Source organism: Streptomyces griseoflavus, from assembly GCF_014649995.1.
GTDB lineage: Bacteria > Actinomycetota > Actinomycetes > Streptomycetales > Streptomycetaceae > Streptomyces > Streptomyces griseoflavus.
This window is the reverse complement of the sequence record NZ_BMUC01000002.1, coordinates 250,806-271,316: the sequence shown is the minus strand read 5'-3', so window position 1 is coordinate 271,316 and position 20,511 is coordinate 250,806. Positions and strand designations below refer to the sequence as shown.

Below are 20,511 nucleotides of genomic sequence, written 5' to 3'. Positions count from 1 at the left end.
CCAGGTCGAGGGGGACCTCATGGCGACAGCAGCCGCCCGCGATACGGCGGGCAGCCGGGCGTACGGCGTGACGGCCGGCGCGGACGACACCGCCGGACACGAGCACGCCTTCGACGCGGCCGTCGCCGCCGACGAGCGGATCGAGCCGCGCGACTGGATGCCGGACGCCTACCGCGCGACGCTGGTCCGGCAGATCGCCCAGCACGCGCACTCCGAGATCATCGGCATGCAGCCCGAGGCCAACTGGATCACGCGCGCGCCCTCCCTGCGCCGCAAGGCGATCCTGATGGCCAAGGTGCAGGACGAGGCGGGGCACGGCCTGTACCTCTACAGCGCCGCCGAGACGCTCGGCACCAGCCGCGAGGAGCTGCTCGACAAGCTGCACTCCGGCCGCCAGAAGTACTCCTCGATCTTCAACTACCCGACGCTGACCTGGGCGGACGTCGGTGCCATCGGCTGGCTCGTGGACGGCGCCGCGATCACCAACCAGGTCCCCCTGTGCCGCTGCTCCTACGGGCCGTACGCGCGGGCGATGGTCCGCATCTGCAAGGAGGAGTCCTTCCACCAGCGCCAGGGCTACGAGCTGTTGCTGGCCCTCAGCAAGGGCACCCCGCAGCAGCACGCGATGGCCCAGGACGCGGTGGACCGCTGGTGGTGGCCGTCGCTGATGATGTTCGGCCCGCCCGACGACGAGTCCCAGCACTCCGCGCAGTCCATGGCCTGGAAGATCAAGCGGCACTCCAACGACGAACTGCGCCAGCGCTTCGTCGACATCTGCGTCCCCCAGGCCGCGTCCCTCGGCCTCACCCTCCCCGACCCGGACCTCAAGTGGAACGAGGAGCGCGGGCACCACGACTTCGGCGCCATCGACTGGGCGGAGTTCCGGGCCGTCCTCAAGGGCAACGGACCGTGCAACGAGGAGCGGCTCACCCGGCGCAGGCGAGCCCACGAGGAAGGCGCCTGGGTCAGGGAGGCGGCGGCGGCCCACGCGGCCAGGCACAGCAACGGCGAGACAGGAGCTACGCGAGCATGACCCACACCGACTGGCCCCTGTGGGAGGTCTTCGTGCGCTCGCGCCGGGGACTGTCCCACACCCACGCCGGCAGCCTGCACGCCCCGGACGCGGAGCTCGCCCTGCGCAACGCCCGCGACCTGTACACCCGGCGCGGCGAGGGCGTCTCCCTCTGGGTCGTCCCGTCGTCCGCGATCACCGCCTCCTCGCCCGACGAGAAGGACCCGTTCTTCGAACCGGCCGCCGACAAGCCCTACCGGCACCCCACGTTCTACGAGATCCCCGAGGGGGTGCAGCACCTGTGACGACGACATCCGCCGCCGGCACCGCCGCGGCCACGGCCGCCGCGCTCGCCCTCGGCGACGACGCCCTGGTGCTCTCCCACCGCCTGGGCGAGTGGGCCGGCCACGCCCCCGTCCTCGAGGAGGAGGTCGCCCTCGCCAACATCGCGCTGGACCTGCTCGGACAGGCCCGGGTGCTGCTGTCGATGGCCGGCGACGAGGACGAGCTGGCGTTCCTCCGCGAGGAGCGCGCCTTCCGCAACCTCCAGCTGGTCGAACAGCCGAACGGCGACTTCGCCCACACCATCGCCCGCCAGCTCTTCTTCTCCGCCCACCAGTACCTCCTCTACGGCGAACTGGCCTCCGGCGACAGCCCGTTCGCCCCGCTGGCCGCGAAGGCCGTCAAGGAGACCGCCTACCACCGCGACCACGCCGAGCAGTGGACGCTGCGCCTCGGCGACGGCACGGACGAGAGCCACGCGCGGATGCAGCGGGCCGTGGACGCGCTGTGGCGCTACACGGGCGAGATGTTCCAGCCGGTCGAGGGCGTCGAAGCCGACCCGTCCCACCGGGAGGCGGCCTGGCTGGAGTGGACCGGCGAGGTGCTGCGCCGGGCCACGCTCACGGTGCCCGACGGCCCGCGCACGGGAGCGTGGGCGGCCGGCGCGGGCCGGCAGGGCCTGCACACCGAGCCGTTCGGCCGGATGCTCGCCGAGATGCAGCACCTGCACCGCAGCCACCCGGGGGCGGCATGGTGACCGCCACGCCGCTGGAGGCGGAACTCCTGGAGCTCGCCGGTTCGGTGCCCGACCCCGAACTGCCGGTACTGACCCTGCGTGAACTGGGCGTGGTCCGCGCGGTGCACGCACACGGCCCGGACAGCGTCGAGGTCGAGCTGACCCCGACCTACACCGGCTGCCCGGCCGTCGAGGTGATGAGCCTCGACATCGAGCGCGTCCTGCGCGGGCACGGGGTGCGGGAGGTCACCGTGCGCACGGTGCTCGCGCCGGCCTGGTCGACCGACGACATCACGGACGAAGGGCGGCGCAAGCTGCGGGAGTTCGGCATCGCCCCGCCGCGCACCGGGGCTGCCGCCCCCACCGGGCCGGTCCCGGTGACGCTCGGAGCCACCCGCACCCGGTCGGACGCACCGGCGGACGGCCTCGGCCCCGTCCCCTGCCCGCACTGCGGGTCCGCCGAGACCGAACTGCTCAGCCGTTTCTCGTCCACCGCCTGCAAGGCGCTGCGCCGCTGCCTGGCCTGCCGTGAACCGTTCGACCACTTCAAGGAGTTGTGATGGCCCGCTTCCACCGGCTCCGGGTGGCCGCGGTCGACCGGCTCACCGACGACTCCGTCGCCCTCACCCTCACCGTCCCCCCGCACCTGCGCGAGGAGTACCGGTACGCGCCCGGTCAGCACCTGGCCCTCAGACGCAGCGCCGACGGCGAGGAGATACGCCGCACGTACTCCATCTGCTCCCCCGCCCCCGACGGCGAGGCCCCGAGCACGCTGCGGGTCGGTGTGCGGCTGGTCGAGGGCGGCGCCTTCTCCACGTACGCGCTCAAGGAGATCGACCTCGGTGACGAGCTGGAGGTGATGACCCCGGCCGGCCGCTTCACGCTCCCTCCCGCCCCCGGCCGGTACGCGGCCGTCGTGGGCGGCAGCGGCATCACGCCGGTGCTGTCGATCGTCTCGACGCTCCTCGCCCGCGAGCCGGAGGCCAGGTTCTGCCTGATCCGCAGCGACCGGACGGCCGCCTCCACGATGTTCCTGGAGGAGGTCGCCGACCTGAAGGACCGCTACCCCGAGCGCTTCCAGCTGGTGACGGTGCTCTCCCGCGAGGAACAGCAGGCGGGACTGCCCTCCGGGCGGCTGGACCAGGAGCGGCTGGCCGGGCTGCTGCCGGCGCTGCTGCCCGTCGAGCAGGTGGACGGCTGGTTCCTGTGCGGGCCCTACGGGCTGGTCGAAGGCGCCGAGCGGGCGCTGCGCGGCCTGGGCGTCGCCCGGTCCCGCATCCACCAGGAGATCTTCCACGTCGACGCCGGTACGGCGTCCGTCACCACCGCGCCCGCCCCCGCGCACAGCACGGTCACCGCCCGGCTCGACGGACGCGGCGGCACCTGGCCCGTACGGGCCGGGGAGTCCCTGCTGGACACGGTGCTGCGCAACCGGTCCGACGCGCCCTACGCCTGCAAGGGCGGGGTGTGCGGCACCTGCCGCGCGTTCCTCGTCGCCGGCGAGGTGCGGATGGAGCGCAACTACGCCCTGGAGTCGGAGGAGACGGAAGCCGGTTACGTCCTGGCCTGCCAGTCCCGCCCGGTGACGGAGACGGTGGAGCTGGACTTCGACCGGTAAGGGAGCCCCGCTACAGGACGTGCCCCGGAGCCCCGTCGTCCATGACGACGGGGCGGCCGGCGGACTCCCACACCTGCATGCCGCCGTGCACGTTCACGGCGTCGATGCCCTGCTGGGCCAGGTACATGGTGACCTGCGCCGACCGCCCGCCGGAGCGGCAGATCACATGGACCCGGCCGTCCTGCGGGGCGGCCTCGGTCAGCTCGCCGTAGCGGGCCACGAACTCGCTGATGGGGATGTGCAGCGCCCCTTCTGCGTGACCGGCCTTCCACTCGTCGTCCTCCCGGACGTCCAGCAGGAAGTCGCCGTCCTTGAGGTCCGCGACCTGGACCGTGGGCACACCAGCTCCAAAACTCATACCCACGACGCTACCCGACCGGGCGGGGCCGGGTTCAGGCCAGCAGGGCCGCCAGCTCGGCCTCGCGTTCGGCGACCTGGGCGCGCAGTTGGCCGGCGATGTCCTCGAGCAGCTGGTCGGGGTCCTCGGGGGCGAGGCGCAGCATCGAGCCGATGGCGCTCTCCTCGAGTTCCCTGGCGACCAGGGTGAGCAGTTCCTTGCGCCGGGACAGCCATTCGAGGCGGGCGTACAGCTCCTCACCGGCGCTGGGGAGGCGCTTCAGCTCCGGTCCCCTGGCCCACTCCTCGGCGAGTTCGCGCAGTTCCGCCTCGCTGCCGCGGGCGTAGGCGGCGTTGACGCGGGTGATGAACTCCTCGCGGCGGGCGCGCTCCTTGTCCTCCTGCGCCAGGTCCGGGTGGGCCTTGCGGGCGAGCTCCCGGTAGAGCCTGCGGGCCTCGTCGCTGGGCCGCACCCGCTGCGGGGGCCGCACCGGCTGATCCGTGAGCATGGCGGTGGCCTCGGGGAACAGGCCGTCGCCGTCCATCCAGCCGTTCATCAGCTCTTCGACGCCGGGGATCGGCAGGAGCCGGGCGCGTGCCTCGTCGGCCCGGCGCCGGTCCTCGGGGTCGTCGCTGCGGGCCGCCTTCGCCTCCAGAATCCGGGCGTCCAGCTCCTCGAGGCGGGCGTAGACGGGGCCGAGCTTCTGTTCGTGCAGCCGGGAGAAGTTCTCGACCTCGACGCGGAAGGTCTCCACCGCGATCTCGAACTCGATCAGGGCCTGCTCGGCCGCCCGGACGGCCTGTTCCAGCCGGTCCTCGGGCCGCGCTGCCCCCTCGCCGCCGGGCGTCCGCTCCGCGCCGGCGCCGCCGGCCTGCTCACCTTCCGAGGTCGTCACCCGGACAGCGTAGGCCACCGGCCAGGGGTGACACTCCCCGCTCCGGCGGCGTATGCCCCGTGGCCGGGCCGGCGCCGCTCACACCCCCGCCTCCGCGGCGATCCGACCCGACCGCACCGCCGTGACCAGGTCGGTGTGGTCCGCCTCCGTGAGGTCGGCGTAGGCGACGGCGAAGGCGGCCACCGCCTCGTCCAGTTCGTCGTTCTTGCCGCAGTAGCCGGCGATCAGCCGGGGGTCGGCGCTGTGGGAGTGGGCGCGGGCCAGCAGGGCGCCGGTCATCCGGGCGTAGTCGTCGACCTGGTCGGCGGCCAGGGCGGCCGGGTCGACGCTGCCCTTGCGGTTGCGGAACTGGCGCACCTGGTACGGACGGCCGTCGACCGTCGTCCAGCCCAGCAGGTTGTCGCTGATCACCTGCATCCGCTTCTGGCCGTCGACCACGCGCCGGCCCTCGTGCCCGGCCCCGGGCGCCTCGAAGCCGGCCGTCGGCAGGTGCGGGACGAGCGCCGAGGGGCGTGCCTCCTTCACCTGGAGGACCAGCGGCTCGCCCCGGTGGTCGAGGAGCAGCACGACGTAGGAGCGGGTTCCCACGCTGCCGGTGCCGACGACGCGGAACGCCACGTCGTGCACGGCGTGCCGGGCGAGCAGCGGGTGGCGGTCCGGCGGGAGCGTGCCGAGGTACTCCCCCAGGGAGGCGGCCACCTCGGCGGCCTCGGCGTCCGGGATCCGGCGCAGCACCGGCGGCGCGTCGACGAAGCGGCGCCCGCCGTCCGTGCCCTCCTCGGTGGACTTGGCGGCGAAGCGGCCGCTGGTGTTCGCGCGGGCCTTCTCGGAGACCCGCTCCAGGGTGCCGAGGAGGTCGTGGGCGTCGGCGTGGGAGACGAGTTCCTCGTCCGCGATGGCGTTCCAGGCGTCCAGCGCCGACAGCCCGGACAGCAGCCGCATGGTGCGCCGGTAGGCGCCCGCGGCGTCGTGGGCGGCCGCGCGGCAGGTGTCCTCGTCCGCGCCGGCCTCCCGCCCGGCGAGCACGAGTGAGGTGGCGAGCCGCTTGAGGTCCCATTCCCAGGGGCCGTACACGGTCTCGTCGAAGTCGTTCAGGTCGATGACCAGGCGGCCGCGCGCGTCCCCGTAGAGGCCGAAGTTCGCCGCGTGGGCGTCACCGCAGATCTGGGCGCCGATCCCGGTCACGGGGGTGCGGGCCAGGTCGTATCCCATGAGGCCCGCCGATCCGCGCAGGAAGGCGAACGGTGTCGCCGCCATCCTGCCCACCCGGAGCGGGGCCAGCTCGGGCAGTCTGCCGCGGCTGGACTCCTCGACGGCGCTCACCGCGTCGGGGCGGGAGGCGTCGAGGTCGAGGGCGGAGTGCGCGGTGCGCGGAACCTGCGCACGCAGGGCCTTGCCCTCCCGCTTGGGCGAGCCCGCGGCCGGCCACTCGGCGAACCCGGGCACCCGCGGCAGCCGCCGGCCCGGATCCGCGGCCCCGCCCCCGCCCACACCCACGCCCTCGGTCCCGTCCGCCCCGGCAGCGAGCTCGGTCACGGCAACCGCCTCCCCCGTACACATGTGTGCTGCGCACACGCGTCGACATCGATCGTGCCGACCGTACAACCGGTGGCCGAAAAGCGTCAGGCCCTGTGGACGACTCCCGGACCGCGCCCGCGCCTAACCCGCCTCCGCCACGTCCCCCGCGGCCGGCAGCGACCGTCCCTCGGCGAGCAGCCGTGCGGCGCGGTCTTGCGAGATGTCCAGCCGGGCCAGCACCGCCGGGACGGCGATGCCCGGCAGCAGGTGGTGGAACAGCACGACGGCCCGGTGTTCCAGGTCCTGCCGCTGGCAGCGCACCTGCGACAGCAGCTGCACGCCCGAGAAGCTCGCGACGAGCAGTTCCGCCGTCTCCGTCGGGTCCACGTGCGGCAGCAGTTCGCCGCCCGTCTTCGCCTCGGCCAGGGTCCGCTCGGTCTGGTCGATCCACATGCCGAACGCCGGGGTGCGGTCCAGCCCCAGCGCGCCCTGGTCCAGGGCCAGTCCGACGCTCGCCCGCACCAGCGGCTCGGTCCGCAGCCGCGTGGCCAGCACCAGGCCGGAGTCGACCAGTTCCTGCAGCTTGCTCGACTGGGGCGGCAGGGAGATCGCCAGCTGCTCCTCGAACACGCCGAGCGCCAGCTCCTCCTTGGACCCGAAGTGGAAGTACAGCGCGCCCTTGGTGACCCCGGCCCGCTCCAGGATCTCCCCGATGGTCGCCGAGGTGTAGCCGCGCTCGTCGAAGACGGCGGCCGCCGCCTCCAGAATGGTCCGCCGGGTGCGGATCGCGCGCTCCTGTCGGGCCATCGGGTGCCTCCTGATCTGCGTGGATCTCGTGGATCTCGTGGGTCGCACCGTGCAGCCGCCGCGGGGCCGGCGCGGCACCACCGTGCCATCGGTCGCACGGTGTGGGGCGCACGGGCTCGAATCCGGCGATGTGGATCACCCTTGGAAAAAAACCGTCTCGTCCGTATCTTAGTGCGAATCGACCGGAGCCAGACTGCCGATCCCGGGGGTTCCCATGCCGCAGCCGGATTCCTCGAGCGCGCCCAGGGAGGATCAGACCGGACAGCGGGCCTCGCCCGCAAACGCCGCCGGTCCGGCCCCCGCCCGCACCCTCGTCACACCGGCACTCGCCCACCGTCCCCGCGCCGAGGACGTGTTCCCGGTCTCCTGGGTCCGGCTCGCGGACGACCGCTTCCGTGTCACCGCGCACTGGCCCGCCGGTCACAGCTTCTTCGGTCCCCTCGACGGCCGCCACCAGGATCCGATGATCGTCGGTGAAACGTTGCGTCAGACGTCGATGGCCCTGGCCCACGCGGAGTTCGGCGCCCCCGCGGACACCCACTTCGTCATGCACGACCTGGAGGTCTCCACCGACCCCGCCGCGTTACTGCTCGCCGACGCCGCCGAACCCGTCACCGTCGACGTCGTCTGTTCCGAGGTGCGCCGCCGGGGCCGCGGCCTGAACGGCATGCGCACCACCATGGACTTCCGCCGCGCGGGGCTGCTCGTCGCCCGCGGCACCGGCAGCACGGGCTGCGTCTCCCCGGCCGTCTACCGCCGGCTGCGCGCGTCCCGTCCGACTGTCGCGGACAGTACCCGAATACCGCTGCCCGCTCCGGTCGAGCCCCGGCGCGTGGGCCGCCACCGCGCGCAGGACGTCGTTCTCGCCCCGTCCGACCGGCCCGGCCGCTGGCTGCTGCGCGTCGACACGCGGCACCCCGTGCTCTTCCCCCGCCCCAACGACCACGTGCCCGGCATGGTCCTGTTCGAGGCCGCCCGCCAGGCGGCGGCCGCCGCCTCCGGCCGGCTGCCCTTCCTGCTGTCGGGCTTCTCCGTCCTCTTCAGCCGCTACGCCGAACTGGACGGTCCCTGCCTGATCGACACCGAGGTGCTCGACAAGGGCGAGGACGAGGTGACGGTACGGGTGTCGGGACGGCAGGACGACGAGCCCGTCTTCGACGCCACCCTCACCTGCGCCCCCACCGCCCCGGTGCGGTCACTGCCGTGACCACGGACCTCCTGATCACCGGTGCGACGGGCTTCATCGGCAGCAGGGTCGCCGCGGCGGCCCGCGAACGCCCCGGTGTCCGCGTGCGGTCCCTCTCCCGCCGTCCAGGGGGCGGGCCTACGGACGCCCGGACCGTGCCCGGCGACCTGGCCGATCCCCGCACCCTGCGCGGCGTGTGCGCCGGCGTCGACGTCCTCGTCCACTGCGCCTCCCGCGTGGGAGGCGACCCGGAGTCCGCCGCGGCGGTCAACGACCTCGGCACGGAGGCCCTGGTGGAGGACGCCGTCCGGGCCGGCGTCGGCCGGATCGTGTACGTGAGCACCGCCGCCGTCCACGGCCGGGGCCCCTTCCACGGCGTGCGGCCCGGCCAGGCCCCGATCGCGCCCGTCTCCGCCACCAGCCGCACCCGCGCGGCGGCGGAGCGGCACGTTCTCGACGCGGGCGGCCTGGTGCTGCGCCCGCACCTGGTGCACGGCGAGGGCGACCGCTGGGTGGTCCCCGGACTGGTAAGCCTGCTGCGGACGCTCTCCGCGACGATCACCGGCTGTACGGCGGTCCACTCGATGACCGACGTCGGCACCCTGGGCCGGGCGGTCGCCGCCGCCGCACTGTCCCCGCACGTCGGCCCCGGGGCCCGTTACGTCGGCCACCCGGACCCCGTACCCGTTGCCGACCTGCTCGCGGCGGTCCGCGCGCAGGTCGGGGGGCCCGGCGACGGTGCCCCGGTGGACGTGGCCACCGCCCGTGCGCGGGCGGCCGGCTCGCCCCGGGCGCTGCACCACCTCGACATGCTGACCGTGGACCACTGGTTCGCGGACGACGGCTTGTGGAAGGAGCTGGACCTCGCTCCCGGCGAGGGCTTCGCGGCCGCCTTCGCCCGCGCGGCGCCCTGGTACCGGTCGTACCTGGCGGACGGCCGGTAGGGGCCCCGGCCGGAAACCGTCCCGTCGGTTTGTGCGCTCGCCCGCGCGGCCCCGGGAGCGTCAGGCCCGCAGGAACGCCAGCACCGCCAGGACCCTCCGGTGCGTCCCGTCGGCAGGTCCGGCTTTGACGGCGGTCGCCGTCGGCGCCGTCCCGGGGGACGGCCGTCGCGGCAGTCCAGCCGGCCGTTCTGTGGGCGGCCCTGACCCCGCAGTCGGCCACCGCCCCGCTCGCCCTGCCCTGGCGGGCCCTCGCCATGGTCAGGCGGCCTGCGCCACCCTCGCCACGGTCGCCGCCGTCATCCGGACGCTGCTCACCCTGCGCCGCCCGGCCCTGCGGCCGGCGTCCGTCCGTGAGTAGCCCCGGCCACGCCCGACCGGCCGTGGCGCGTCGTCACCCAGAGGAGGAAGCCGTGAGATAGCTCACGCGCCGGAACCCGCCCCGCGCCTGGCCGGACCGTGTGCGATGCCTCACAACGATCAAGGAAACGAGAAACGGGCCCCTCCGGTGACTTCCGTCACCTGGAGGGACCCGTTTCCACGAACCTCGTTGTGCGCGAGGGGGGAGTTGAACCCCCACGCCCTTGCGGGCACTGGAACCTGAATCCAGCGCGTCTGCCTATTCCGCCACCCGCGCATTGGGTGTGTCTTCGAGCCCTGCCCCTGGGGGCCTTGCGCCTTCCGACACCCAGAACATTAGCACGCTGATCGGGGTGGATTCACATCCCTTTCCCCGCCCCCGGCCCGGCCGCCCACGACCTCCCGTGACCGCCCGCGCACGGGCCGTCCCGCCCGCGCCGCAGGGGCCGGCGTCGTGCAACGACGGCGACCGCTTCACGTATCAACCTCGTACCGGTGGCCCCCGTCTCCCCAGGAGCAGGGCGGAGTCCACAGTCAGGTGCGGGACACTGGTCTGCGGCCCCCTCTACGATCCATGGCAGAACTACGCGCACGCGCACGGCCGAAGGAGTTCGAAAGGGAGCTCCGGAGGGAACTTCGTCAGGCGTCGACACCCGTCGCCCGGGCGGGCAGGGGGAACCAGCCGATCGAGTGGCGCGTGGATACGATCAGTAAGCAGTACCAGGTAAGCAGTGCACGAAAGAGTGCGCGGGGCAGTACACAGGACGGCAGCGACGGAGGAGGTGCCCCATGGGAGTCCTGAAGAAGTTCGAGCAGCGTCTCGAAGGTCTGGTCAACGGCACCTTCGCCAAGGTGTTCAAGTCCGAGGTGCAGCCCGTGGAGATCGCGGGAGCGCTCCAGCGGGAGTGCGACAACAACGCCACCATCTGGAACCGCGACCGCACCGTCGTGCCCAACGACTTCATCGTCGAGCTGAGCACCCCGGACTTCGAGCGCCTCAGCCCGTACTCCGGCCAGCTCGGCGACGAACTCGCCGGCATGGTGCGCGACTACGCCAAGCAGCAGCGCTACACCTTCATGGGCCCCATCAAGGTCCATCTGGAGAAGGCGGACGACCTCGACACCGGCCTGTACCGGGTGCGCAGCCGTACGCTCGCCTCCTCCGCCAGCCAGGCCCCCGGAGCAGGCGGTCCCGCGGCCGCGGGCCCCGGTGCCCCGCCGGCCGGCCGCCCCGGTGGCTACGGCTACCCTCCGGCCACCCCCGGGGGCGCCCCGCCCATGCCGGCCGCGCCGCCCCCCGGCGGCAGGCCCGGCGGTTACGGCTACCCGCAGCCCGCGGGCGGCCAGCGGCCCCCCGCCGCACCCGCGCCCGGCGGACGCACCCGCTACTGGATCGAGATCAACGGCACCCGCCACCAGATCTCCCGCGCCACCCTCGTGATGGGCCGCTCCACCGAGGCCGACGTACGGATCGACGACCCCGGCGTGTCCCGCCGGCACTGCGAGATCCGGACCGGAACGCCCTCGACGATCCAGGATCTGGGATCCACCAACGGCATCGTGGTGGACGGACAGCACACCACCCGCGCTACGCTCCGCGACGGCTCGCGGATCGTCGTGGGCAGCACCACCGTTATCTATAGGCAAGCCGAAGGGTGAAGCGGGGGCAATGTCAGAGCTGACCCTCACGGTCATGCGGCTGGGGTTCCTGGCCGTACTGTGGCTGTTCGTGATCGTGGCCGTGCAGGTCATCCGGAGCGACCTGTTCGGGACCCGCGTCACGCAGCGCGGCACCCGGCGGGACGCGGGCCGGACCCAGCAGGCCTCCCGTCAGGCCCCGCCGCAGCAGCGCCAGCAGTCCGGCGGCGGACGCCGCGGCCGCAACACCCCCACCAAGCTGGTCGTGACCGAGGGCACCCTCACCGGTACCACCGTGGCCCTCCAGGGCCAGACCATCAGCCTGGGCCGGGCGCACGACAGCACGATCGTGCTGGACGACGACTACGCCTCCAGCCGCCATGCCAGGATCTACCCGGACCGCGACGGCCAGTGGATCGTCGAGGACCTGGGCTCCACCAACGGCACCTACCTGGACCGGACCCGGCTGACGACTCCCACGCCGATCTCGCTGGGCGCACCGATCCGCATCGGCAAGACCGTCATCGAGCTGCGGAAGTAGTGCTACACCAATGAATGAGCGCGAGCGGAGCGAGCACGCAGCGGGGGTCCCCACCCAGGGTCCCGGCGCGCTCCCGACCGGAGGGTGGGCAGTGTGGCTCGACACGACCGGCTGTACCCGGAGCCGACGGGCGAGGTGCGCATGAGTCTGTCCCTGCGCTTCGCCGCCGGATCGCACAAGGGCATGATCCGGGAGGGCAACGAGGACTCCGGTTACGCCGGTCCCCGCCTGCTCGCCATCGCCGACGGCATGGGCGGCGCCGCGGCCGGCGAGGTCGCCTCCTCCGAGGCGATCTCCACCATCGTCGCGCTCGACGACGACGTCCCCGGGTCCGACCTGCTGACCTCCCTCGGCACCGCCGTCCAGCGGGCCAACGACCAGCTGCGCATGATGGTCGAGGAGGACCCCCAGCTCGAAGGCATGGGCACCACCCTGACCGCCCTGCTGTGGACCGGTCAGCGCCTCGGCATGGTGCACGTCGGCGACTCCCGCGCCTACCTCCTGCGCGACGGCGTCCTCACCCAGATCACCCAGGACCACACCTGGGTGCAGCGTCTGGTCGACGAGGGCCGCATCACCGAGGAGGAGGCCACCACCCACCCGCAGCGGTCCCTGCTCATGCGGGCCCTCGGCAGCGGCGAACACGTCGAACCCGACCTGTCCATCCGCGAGGTGCGGGCCGGCGACCGGTACCTGATCTGCTCCGACGGCCTGTCCGGTGTGGTCTCCCACCAGACCCTCGAGGACACCCTCGCCGGCTACCAGGGCCCCGAGGACACCGTCCAGAACCTGATCGAGCTGGCGCTGCGCGGCGGCGGCCCCGACAACATCACCGTGATCGTCGCCGACGTCCTGGACCTCGACACCGGTGACACCCTCGCCGGGCAGCTGTCCGACACGCCGGTCGTGGTCGGCGCGGTCGCCGAGAACCAGAACCAGCTCCACGACAACGGCATCATGCAGACGCCCGCCGGCCGCGCCTCCGGACTCGGCCGCCGGCGTTCCCAGGGCGGCGGCGAGTTCGGCCCGCCCGGCAGCGGCGACGTCACCGGCTTCATCCCCACCGACGGCTTCGGCTACGACGAGGGCGACTTCGTCAAGCCCGCCAAGAACCGCAGGTGGCTCAAGAGGTCCGTGTACGGCCTGCTCGCGCTGGCCGTCCTCGGCGGCGGTCTGTACGGCGGCTGGCGCTGGACCCAGACGCAGTACTACGTCGGCACCAAGGGCGAGCACGTCGCCCTCTACCGGGGCATCAGCCAGGACCTGGCCTGGGTCTCGCTCTCGAAGGTCGAGAAGGACCACCCCGAGATCGAACTCAAGTACCTGCCGCCCTACCAGCGGAAGCTGGTCGAGGCGACCATCGCCGAAGGCGACCTGTACGGCGCGCGGAAGAAGATCGAGGAACTCTCGGTCCAGGCCTCCGCGTGCCAGAAGCAGGCCGAGCGGCGCGCCGCCGAGAGCGAGAAGAGCGCGAAGACCGGCGAGGGCGAGGCCGGAGGCACCACGGGAACCACGCCCGTCTCCTTCACGTCCAAGGCTTCGCCGACGCCGACCCCCACGGGATCGGCACAGGCCCCGGAGCAGTCCACGCCCCCGTCCACGACCGCACCCACTTCCAGCCCCGGCCCCAGCCTCTCGGAGGAAGAGCAGAAGGTCGTCTCGCTGTGCGGTAAGCAGTAGGCAAGCCGTGAGAGGCCCTGTCACACGATGAGCAGTACTACGAACCCGTCGACGCAGCACACGTCCACGATCGGCGCGATCGGCGCACCCAGCCGCCGCAACACCGAGCTGGCCCTGCTGGTCTTCGCCGTCGTCATCCCGGTCTTCGCCTACGCCAACGTGGGGCTCGCCCTCAACGACGAGGTGCCGGCCGGGCTGCTGAGCTACGGCCTGGGCCTCGGCCTGATGGCGGGCGTCGGCCACCTCGCCGTCAGGAAGTTCGCCCCGTACGCGGACCCCCTGCTGCTGCCGATCGCGACGCTGCTGAACGGCATCGGCCTGGTCGCCATCTGGCGCCTGGACCACTCGGAGCGCCTCCAGGCGAGCCGGACGTTCGTCGAGGCGGCACCGCGCCAGCTGATGTACTCCGCGCTCGGCGTCGCCCTGTTCGTGGCCGTCGTGTTCTTCCTCAAGGACCACCGCGTCCTGCAGCGCTACACCTACATCTCGATGGCCGGCGCACTGGTGCTGCTGCTCCTGCCGCTGGTGCCGGGACTCGGCCACAACGTCTTCGGCGCCAGGATCTGGATCAAGATCCCGGGTCTGGGCACCCTCCAGCCGGGCGAGTTCGCCAAGATCGTCCTCGCGGTGTTCTTCGCCGGCTACCTCATGGTCAAACGCGACGCCCTGGCCCTCGCCAGCCGCCGCTTCATGGGGCTCTACCTGCCCCGTGGCCGTGACCTCGGCCCGATCATCGTCGTCTGGATCATCTCCATCCTGATCCTGGTCTTCGAGACCGACCTCGGCACCTCGCTGCTGTTCTTCGGCATGTTCGTGATCATGCTGTACGTCGCCACCGAGCGGACCAGCTGGATCGTCTTCGGTCTGCTGATGTCGGCGGTCGGCGCCGTCGGCGTGGCGAGCTTCGAGCCGCACATCCAGACGCGTGTGCAGGCCTGGCTCGACCCGATGCGCGAGTTCGAGCTCAGCCGGGCCGGGGTCAGTGACGGCATCGTCCACTCCGAACAGGCCATGCAGGCCCTGTGGGCCTTCGGGTCCGGCGGCACCCTCGGCACCGGCTGGGGCCAGGGCAACTCCGACCTCATCGGCTTCGCCGCCAACTCCGACTTCATCCTCGCCACCTTCGGCGAGGAGATCGGCCTGGCCGGCGTCATGGCGCTGATCCTGCTGTACGCGCTGATCGTGGAGCGCGGCGTGCGCACCGCCCTCGCCGCCCGTGACCCGTTCGGCAAGCTGCTCGCCATCGGCCTGTCCGGCGCCTTCGCGCTCCAGGTCTTCGTCGTCGCCGGCGGCGTCATGGGTCTCATCCCGCTGACCGGTATGACGATGCCCTTCCTGGCGTACGGCGGTTCGTCCGTCATCGCCAACTGGGCGCTGATCGGCATCCTGCTCAGGATCAGTGACACCGCCCGCCGTCCGGCGCCCGCCCCCGCCGCCAACCCCGACGCCGAGATGACCCAGGTGGTCCGCCCGTGAACAAGCCCCTGCGCCGGGTCGCGATCTTCTGCGGCCTGCTCATGCTCGCCCTGCTCGTCCGCAACAACTGGATCCAGTACGCCCAGGCCGACAAGCTGAGGACCGACGAGAAGAACCGCCGTGTGGCGATCGAGCGGTACGCCTCGCCCCGCGGCGACATCATCGTCGACGGCGAACCCATCACCGGGCACAAGGCCACCGACGGCGACTTCGCCTACAAGCGCACCTACAAGGACGGCGCCATGTGGGCGCCGGTCACCGGTTACGTCTCCCAGGCCTTCGGCGCCAACCAGCTGGAGGCCATCGAGGACGGCATCCTCACCGGCAACGACGACCGTCTCTTCTTCCGCAACACGCTCGACATGCTGACGGGCAAGAAGAAGGAGGGCGGCAACGTCGTCACCACCCTCAACGGCGCCGCCCAGAAGGCCGCTTACGAGGGCCTGAAGAAGCAGGGCGGCAAGGGCTCCGTCGTCGCACTGGAGCCGTCCACCGGCAAGATCCTCGCCCTGGCCTCCTTCCCCTCGTACGACCCGTCCACGATCGCCGGCAACAGCCTCAAGACGGACGCCAAGGCGTGGGACAAGCTGCAGAAGAAGAACAACCCGGCCGACCCGATGCTCAACCGGGCGCTGCGCGAGGTCTACCCGCCCGGATCGACCTTCAAGGTCGTCACCGCGGCCGCCGCGCTGGAGCACGGGCTGGTCGAGGACGCGGACCAGAAGACCGACACCCCGCTGCCGTGGGTCATGACCGGCACCAGGACCGAGCTGAAGAACGACGGCGACCTGCCCTGCAAGGACGCCACCCTGCGCGAGGCGCTGCGGGTGTCCTGCAACACCGTCTTCGGCAAGGCCGGCGCCGACCTCGGCAACGACAAGATGCTGGAGACGGCGAAGAAGTTCGGGTTCACCGAGGAGCAGTTCACCCCGGTCCGCTCCAGCGCCTCGGTGTTCTCCGAGGACATGGAGCCCTCGCAGGTGGCGCTCTCCTCCATCGGCCAGTTCAACACCGCGGCGACCCCGCTGCAGATGGCCATGGTCTCCGCCGCCATCGCCAACAACGGCACCCTGATGAAGCCGTACATGGTCGACGAGCTGCAGGCCCCCAGCCTGGACACCGTCGAGAAGACGGACCCCGAGAAGCTGAGCGAGCCGATGTCGGCGAAGAACGCCCAGATCCTCCAGTCGATGATGGAGACGGTCGTCAACGACGGCACCGGCCGCAACGCGCAGATCACCGGTGTCACGGTCGGCGGCAAGACCGGTACGGCCCAGCACGGTGAGAACAACAGCAAGAACCCCTACGCCTGGTTCATCTCCTACGCCAAGAACAGCGACGGCAGTTCGCCCGTGGCCGTGGCGGTCGTCATCGAGGACGACGACGCGGTGCGCGGTGACATCTCCGGCGGTGGTCTCGCGGCCCCGATCGCCAAGAGCGTGATGGAGGCGGTCATCAAGGGCAAGCAGTGACCCCGGTCACGTCCGCTTCACATCGGCGCACGTTGCGGTACCGGTCCTGTATCGGCTGACGCACTTGGCCAGGTCACACAAAAAGAGCCGGGTACGGTAGGCCCGGAACACAGCCTCCGGCCGCACGGACGTGCCGGTCGGGACCGACGGAGAGGGCTGGTAGGTAGCTATGGAAGAGCCGCGTCGCCTAGGCGGCCGGTACGAGCTGGGCCCGGTGCTCGGCCGTGGTGGCATGGCGGAGGTTTACCACGCGCATGACACCAGGCTCGGTCGCCAGGTGGCGGTGAAGACGCTGCGCGCGGACCTCGCGCGCGACCCGTCCTTCCAGGCCCGGTTCCGCCGGGAGGCCCAGTCGGCCGCCTCGCTCAACCATCCCGCGATCGTCGCGGTCTACGACACGGGCGAGGACTACATCGACGGGGTGTCCATCCCGTACATCGTCATGGAGTACGTCGACGGCTCCACGCTCCGCGAGCTCCTGCACAGCGGCCGCAAGCTGCTGCCCGAGCGGACGCTGGAGATGACCATCGGCATCCTCCAGGCGCTGGAGTACTCCCACCGGGCCGGCATCGTCCACCGCGACATCAAGCCGGCCAACGTCATGCTGACGCGCAACGGCCAGGTCAAGGTCATGGACTTCGGCATCGCCCGCGCGATGGGCGACTCCGGCATGACGATGACGCAGACCGCGGCCGTCATCGGCACCGCGCAGTACCTCTCGCCGGAGCAGGCCAAAGGCGAGCAGGTCGACGCCCGTTCCGACCTGTACTCCACCGGCTGTCTGCTCTACGAACTGCTGACGGTCCGCCCGCCCTTCGTGGGTGACTCCCCGGTCGCGGTCGCCTACCAGCACGTACGGGAGGAACCGCAGCCGCCTAGCGTCTTCGACCCCGAGATCACGCCCGAGATGGACGCGATCGTGCTGAAGGCGCTGGTCAAGGACCCCGACTACCGGTACCAGTCGGCCGACGAGATGCGCGCCGACATCGAGGCCTGCCTCGACGGGCAGCCCGTCGCGGCGACCGCGGCGCTCGGCGCGGTCGGCTACGGCGGCTACCCCGACGACCAGCCGACGACGGCACTGCGCCAGGACGCCGGCGCCGGGGCGGCGACCTCGATGCTGCCGCCCATGAGCCCGGACGACGGCGGCTACGGCTACGACGACCGCCAGGGCCGGCGCCGCCAGCCGAAGAAGAACAACACCTCGACGATATTGCTGGTCGTGGCGGGCGTCCTGGTCCTCATCGGCGCGATCCTGATCGGCCGCTGGGCCATCAGCGGCAGCGGCGGCGTGGGCAACGACACCGTCTCGGCCCCCAGCTTCATCGGTGAGACGAAGGAGAGCGCCGAGCAGCTCGCCGTCAACGCCGATCTGAAACTCAGCTTCGAAGAGAAGCCCTGCGAGAACCAGGCCAAGGGCAAGATCTGCTCGCAGAACCCGACGGCAGGCACCAAGATCGACAAGGAGTCGACCGTCGCCCTGGTGGTCTCCACCGGGGCTCCGAAGGTGGCGGTGCCGAGCGTCGTCGGCGACAACGTCGACGACGCCAAGGCCGAACTCGAGGGCGAGAAGTACGAGTTCGTCGTCGAGGTCAAGGAGAAGGTGGACGCCCAGGCACCCGGCACCGTCCTCAAGCAGGAACCGGGGCTCGGCGCCGAGGTGGAGAAGGGCACCACCATCACCCTCACCGTGGCCAAGGAACAGGCCAAGTCGACGGTCCCGGACGTCACCAACCAGAGCTGTGACGCCGCCAAGGCGCAGATGACGGCCAACGACCTCGTCGGCAACTGCACCGAGGAAGAGGTCGACGACCCGAACCAGGCCGGCAAGGTCCTGCGCACCACCCCGTCGGCCAACACCCAGGTGGACAAGAACTCCCAGGTGACGATCGTCGTGGGCAAGGCCAAGCAGAACGAGAAGGTCAACGTTCCCGACGTCAGCGGCAAGTCCCTCGGGGACGCCCAGCGGTTGCTCCAGGAGGCCGGGCTCGCGGTCGGCAACGTCGGCCCCGCGCAGGACCCCAACTCCCGCGTGGTCGCTTCCAACCCGGGCAAGGACAACCCGGTCGACAAGGGCTCGAAGGTCGACCTGATCACCGTGGACCAGGGCGGCAACAACGGCGGCGGTGGCTTCTTCGGCGGCCCCGGCGGCGGCAACTAGGACGACCGGCCGGCGGCGTCCCGCACGGCACACGACAGGAGCCCCGGCCCTCTTCTTCGGAAGAGGGCCGGGGCTCCTGTCTCAGCGGGTCGCCCCGCGGGACGTCAGCGCAGTTCCGCCGGCGGGGTGCGGTTCTCGTCCACCTTCTCGGTGCGGACCAGTTCGCCCCAGACGATGTAGCGGTACTTGCTCGTGTACACCGGCGTGCAGGTCGTCAGCGTGATGTAGTGGCCGGCCTTCTTCTTGCCGGACTCCTCCGGGATCTTCCCGAGGACGTCGACGTTGTACTTCGAGGTCTCGGGAAGGATCGCGTAGGTCTTGTAGACGTACCACTTGTCCTTCGTCTCGAAGACGATCGGGTCGCCCTTCTGGATCTTGTGGATGCCGTGGAACTTCGCCCCGTGGCCGTCCCGGTGCGCGGCGAGGGAGAAGTTGCCCTCCTTGCCCGAGGTCGGCAGGGTCGCCTTCACGGGATCGGTGTAGTAGCCGGCGACGCCGTCGTTGAGGACCTTCATCGAGGTGCCCTCCTCGACGAGGATCTCGTCACCGGTCATCGCGGGGACGTGGAGGAAGCCGATGCCGTTCTTGCTGTCGTAGGAGGCGGGCCCGCCACTGCCCCCGCCGTTCTCCTGCCCCCCGGCCCAGGAGTCACGGACCTTGTCGGCCTGCTTGCCCGCCTCACGGTCCGCGACGACGTTCGTCCACCACAGCGAGTAGGCGACGAAGAGGCCGAGCACCAGGCCCGCGGTGATGAGGAGTTCGCCGAAGAAGCTGACGACCGTCGCCACCGGCCCCATGCGGCGGCGGTGCGCCCGCGTCGGCGAGGACGCGGGCGGGTCGGTGTGCTGTTCGGTGTCGTCGGCGGTCGCTGCCACGTTTCCTCTGCCCTTAACTGACGAGCGCATCCGGCTTGCCCTTGCTGCGCGGCCGTTCCTCGACCATCTTGCCCCAGACGATCAAGCGGTACTTGCTGGTGAACTCCGGAGTGCACGTGGTCAGCGTGATGTAGCGGCCCGGCCCGGTGAAGCCCGACCCCTTCGGGACGGGATCGAGGACGCTCACGTTGCTCGGCGGCGTCACCGGCAACATGGACGCCATCTTGTAGACGAAGTACTCGCCCTGGGTCTCCACGACGATCGGGTCGCCCGGCTCCAGCCGGTTGATGTACCGGAACGGCTCCCCGTGCGTGTTGCGGTGGCCGGCCAGCCCGAAGTTGCCGGTCCTGGCGTCCGGCATCGCCGTCTTGAGCGCGCCCTCCGCGTAGTGGCCGACCATGCCCCGGTCGAGCACCTGCTTGCTGTTGATGCCCTCCGCGATCGGCACCACCACGTCGAGCTTGGGGATGTGCAGCAGAGCGAAGCCCTGCCCCGGCTCGAACGCCCCCGGCTTGCGCTCGCCGCTCTCCCAGTCCTTCTGGAGGTCGCTGGCCTCCCGGCCGGCCTGAGCCTGCGCCCGCACGTTGGTCCACCACAGCTGGTAGGTGACGAACAGCAGCATCAGCACCCCGCAGGTGATGAACACCTCGCCGATGGCCCGGCTCGCGACGACCGCCGGGCTCGCTCTGCGCGCTCGCGCCTGCCTGCGGGCCTCCATCCGGGACAGCGGCGCCCGGGGAGCCCCGTCAAGGCTGCCTGAGAGCCTTTCCCGGCCTTCTCCGGCCCCAGGCCCTTCCGACGCCCTGTCCGGGCCTCCACGGCGCCCATGGCGCTTCCTGGCAGCCTTCCTGCGGGCCGCCCGGCCGCCCGCCGCCACCGGAGCCGGAGCCGGTTCCTCACGCCCCCCGCGCTCCGGCGGCGCGGGGATCCGCAGCGCCACCGTCTCCTCGTCGACCGGCGGCAGGTACGCCGTGCT

General features: G+C 71.7%; 19 protein-coding genes and 1 tRNA gene. 13 read left to right on the top strand and 7 right to left on the bottom strand.

Translation table 11 applies throughout. The features are described from left to right. The first annotated feature begins 19 nt into the window (after positions 1–19). The 5 genes from paaA to paaE are packed head-to-tail and all read left to right on the top strand — an operon-like array spanning position 20 to position 3,648. Complete coding sequence (paaA, locus tag IE172_RS07065; RefSeq protein WP_190096220.1) at positions 20–1,033, top strand: 1,2-phenylacetyl-CoA epoxidase subunit PaaA; 1,014 nt, start codon at positions 20–22, stop codon at positions 1,031–1,033. Beyond that, positions 1,030–1,317: a 1,2-phenylacetyl-CoA epoxidase subunit PaaB gene (gene paaB, locus IE172_RS07060; protein ID WP_103543825.1), complete on the top strand. Its 288-nt coding sequence runs from the start codon at positions 1,030–1,032 to the stop codon at positions 1,315–1,317. The genes paaA and paaB overlap by 4 nt, the downstream gene beginning before the upstream one ends. Further along, complete coding sequence (paaC, locus tag IE172_RS07055) at positions 1,314–2,051, top strand: 1,2-phenylacetyl-CoA epoxidase subunit PaaC (RefSeq protein WP_190096219.1); 738 nt, start codon at positions 1,314–1,316, stop codon at positions 2,049–2,051. Before paaB ends, paaC begins: the two co-directional genes overlap by 4 nt. Then, complete coding sequence (gene paaD, locus IE172_RS07050) at positions 2,045–2,590, top strand: 1,2-phenylacetyl-CoA epoxidase subunit PaaD (RefSeq protein WP_190096218.1); 546 nt, start codon at positions 2,045–2,047, stop codon at positions 2,588–2,590. Before paaC ends, paaD begins: the two co-directional genes overlap by 7 nt. Continuing rightward, on the top strand, positions 2,590–3,648 hold the full coding sequence (paaE, locus tag IE172_RS07045; RefSeq protein ID WP_190096217.1) for a 1,2-phenylacetyl-CoA epoxidase subunit PaaE: 1,059 nt from the start codon (positions 2,590–2,592) through the stop codon (positions 3,646–3,648). The genes paaD and paaE overlap by 1 nt, the downstream gene beginning before the upstream one ends. A 10-nt stretch (positions 3,649–3,658) precedes the next feature. Here paaE and IE172_RS07040 read toward each other — a convergent pair whose 3' ends face one another. The 4 genes from IE172_RS07040 to IE172_RS07025 all read right to left on the bottom strand — a co-directional run bounded on the left by IE172_RS07040 (position 3,659) and on the right by IE172_RS07025 (position 7,205). After that, the gene (locus IE172_RS07040) at positions 3,659–3,988 is read right to left on the bottom strand and encodes a rhodanese-like domain-containing protein (RefSeq protein ID WP_190096498.1); all 330 of its coding nucleotides are present in this window, start codon (positions 3,986–3,988) and stop codon (positions 3,659–3,661) included. A gap of 52 nt (positions 3,989–4,040) precedes the next feature. After that, on the bottom strand, positions 4,041–4,880 hold the full coding sequence (locus IE172_RS07035) for a J domain-containing protein (RefSeq protein ID WP_190096216.1): 840 nt from the start codon (positions 4,878–4,880) through the stop codon (positions 4,041–4,043). A gap of 78 nt (positions 4,881–4,958) precedes the next feature. Beyond that, positions 4,959–6,440, bottom strand: coding sequence for a DUF2252 domain-containing protein (locus IE172_RS07030; protein ID WP_229885838.1), 1,482 nt, complete (start codon positions 6,438–6,440; stop codon positions 4,959–4,961). A 99-nt stretch (positions 6,441–6,539) separates the two neighbouring features. Then, complete coding sequence (locus IE172_RS07025; RefSeq protein ID WP_190096215.1) at positions 6,540–7,205, bottom strand: ScbR family autoregulator-binding transcription factor; 666 nt, start codon at positions 7,203–7,205, stop codon at positions 6,540–6,542. Positions 7,206–7,419: 214 nt separating this feature from the next. On the opposite strand from IE172_RS07025, the gene IE172_RS07020 reads away from it, so the two are divergent. After that, complete coding sequence (locus tag IE172_RS07020) at positions 7,420–8,412, top strand: ScbA/BarX family gamma-butyrolactone biosynthesis protein (protein ID WP_190096214.1); 993 nt, start codon at positions 7,420–7,422, stop codon at positions 8,410–8,412. Then, complete coding sequence (locus tag IE172_RS07015) at positions 8,409–9,335, top strand: NAD-dependent epimerase/dehydratase family protein (protein WP_190096213.1); 927 nt, start codon at positions 8,409–8,411, stop codon at positions 9,333–9,335. Before IE172_RS07020 ends, IE172_RS07015 begins: the two co-directional genes overlap by 4 nt. 550 nt (positions 9,336–9,885) lie before the next feature. On the opposite strand, the gene IE172_RS07010 is transcribed toward IE172_RS07015, so the two are convergent. After that, a tRNA-Leu gene (locus IE172_RS07010) sits at positions 9,886–9,969 on the bottom strand. Between the two features lie 512 nt (positions 9,970–10,481). On the opposite strand from IE172_RS07010, the gene IE172_RS07005 reads away from it, so the two are divergent. The 6 genes from IE172_RS07005 (at position 10,482) to pknB (ending at position 18,660) form a co-directional block, all read left to right on the top strand. Continuing rightward, positions 10,482–11,351 (top strand): FHA domain-containing protein, encoded by an 870-nt coding sequence (locus tag IE172_RS07005; protein ID WP_190096212.1) that lies wholly within the window; start codon positions 10,482–10,484, stop codon positions 11,349–11,351. Between the two features lie 10 nt (positions 11,352–11,361). After that, a complete protein-coding gene (locus tag IE172_RS07000) occupies positions 11,362–11,871 on the top strand; it encodes an FHA domain-containing protein FhaB/FipA (protein ID WP_190096211.1) in 510 nt (169 codons plus the stop codon). A gap of 141 nt (positions 11,872–12,012) precedes the next feature. Next, the gene (locus IE172_RS06995) at positions 12,013–13,551 is read left to right on the top strand and encodes a Stp1/IreP family PP2C-type Ser/Thr phosphatase (protein WP_190096496.1); all 1,539 of its coding nucleotides are present in this window, start codon (positions 12,013–12,015) and stop codon (positions 13,549–13,551) included. 27 nt (positions 13,552–13,578) lie between these two features. Further along, positions 13,579–15,027, top strand: a complete 1,449-nt coding sequence (locus IE172_RS06990) for an FtsW/RodA/SpoVE family cell cycle protein (protein WP_190096210.1) — start codon at positions 13,579–13,581, stop codon at positions 15,025–15,027. Then, positions 15,024–16,499: a peptidoglycan D,D-transpeptidase FtsI family protein gene (locus IE172_RS06985; RefSeq protein ID WP_190096209.1), complete on the top strand. Its 1,476-nt coding sequence runs from the start codon at positions 15,024–15,026 to the stop codon at positions 16,497–16,499. The genes IE172_RS06990 and IE172_RS06985 overlap by 4 nt, the downstream gene beginning before the upstream one ends. A 169-nt stretch (positions 16,500–16,668) precedes the next feature. Beyond that, positions 16,669–18,660: a Stk1 family PASTA domain-containing Ser/Thr kinase gene (gene pknB / locus IE172_RS06980; protein WP_190096208.1), complete on the top strand. Its 1,992-nt coding sequence runs from the start codon at positions 16,669–16,671 to the stop codon at positions 18,658–18,660. Between the two features lie 104 nt (positions 18,661–18,764). On the opposite strand, the gene IE172_RS06975 is transcribed toward pknB, so the two are convergent. Then, entirely contained in the window at positions 18,765–19,535 is a 771-nt protein-coding gene (locus tag IE172_RS06975) for a class E sortase (RefSeq protein WP_190096207.1), read from the bottom strand. A 13-nt stretch (positions 19,536–19,548) separates the two neighbouring features. Continuing rightward, the coding region (locus tag IE172_RS06970) for a class E sortase (protein ID WP_190096206.1) at positions 19,549–20,511 on the bottom strand (963 nt) is incomplete at its 5' end.

Excerpts from the sequence above, each read along its gene's own strand:
- paaA (WP_190096220.1), top strand. The coding sequence starts at position 20 with ATGGCGACAGCAGCCGCCCGCGATACGGCGGGCAGCCGGGCGTACGGC.
- paaB (WP_103543825.1), top strand. The coding sequence starts at position 1,030 with ATGACCCACACCGACTGGCCCCTGTGGGAGGTCTTCGTGCGCTCGCGC.
- paaD (WP_190096218.1), top strand. The coding sequence starts at position 2,045 with ATGGTGACCGCCACGCCGCTGGAGGCGGAACTCCTGGAGCTCGCCGGT.
- paaE (WP_190096217.1), top strand. The coding sequence starts at position 2,590 with ATGGCCCGCTTCCACCGGCTCCGGGTGGCCGCGGTCGACCGGCTCACC.
- IE172_RS07030 (WP_229885838.1), bottom strand. The coding sequence starts at position 6,440 with ATGTGTACGGGGGAGGCGGTTGCCGTGACCGAGCTCGCTGCCGGGGCG.
- IE172_RS07025 (WP_190096215.1), bottom strand. The coding sequence starts at position 7,205 with ATGGCCCGACAGGAGCGCGCGATCCGCACCCGGCGGACCATTCTGGAG.
- IE172_RS07020 (WP_190096214.1), top strand. The coding sequence starts at position 7,420 with ATGCCGCAGCCGGATTCCTCGAGCGCGCCCAGGGAGGATCAGACCGGA.
- IE172_RS07005 (WP_190096212.1), top strand. The coding sequence starts at position 10,482 with ATGGGAGTCCTGAAGAAGTTCGAGCAGCGTCTCGAAGGTCTGGTCAAC.
- IE172_RS07000 (WP_190096211.1), top strand. The coding sequence starts at position 11,362 with ATGTCAGAGCTGACCCTCACGGTCATGCGGCTGGGGTTCCTGGCCGTA.
- IE172_RS06995 (WP_190096496.1), top strand. The coding sequence starts at position 12,013 with ATGAGTCTGTCCCTGCGCTTCGCCGCCGGATCGCACAAGGGCATGATC.
- IE172_RS06990 (WP_190096210.1), top strand. The coding sequence starts at position 13,579 with ATGAGCAGTACTACGAACCCGTCGACGCAGCACACGTCCACGATCGGC.
- pknB (WP_190096208.1), top strand. The coding sequence starts at position 16,669 with ATGGAAGAGCCGCGTCGCCTAGGCGGCCGGTACGAGCTGGGCCCGGTG.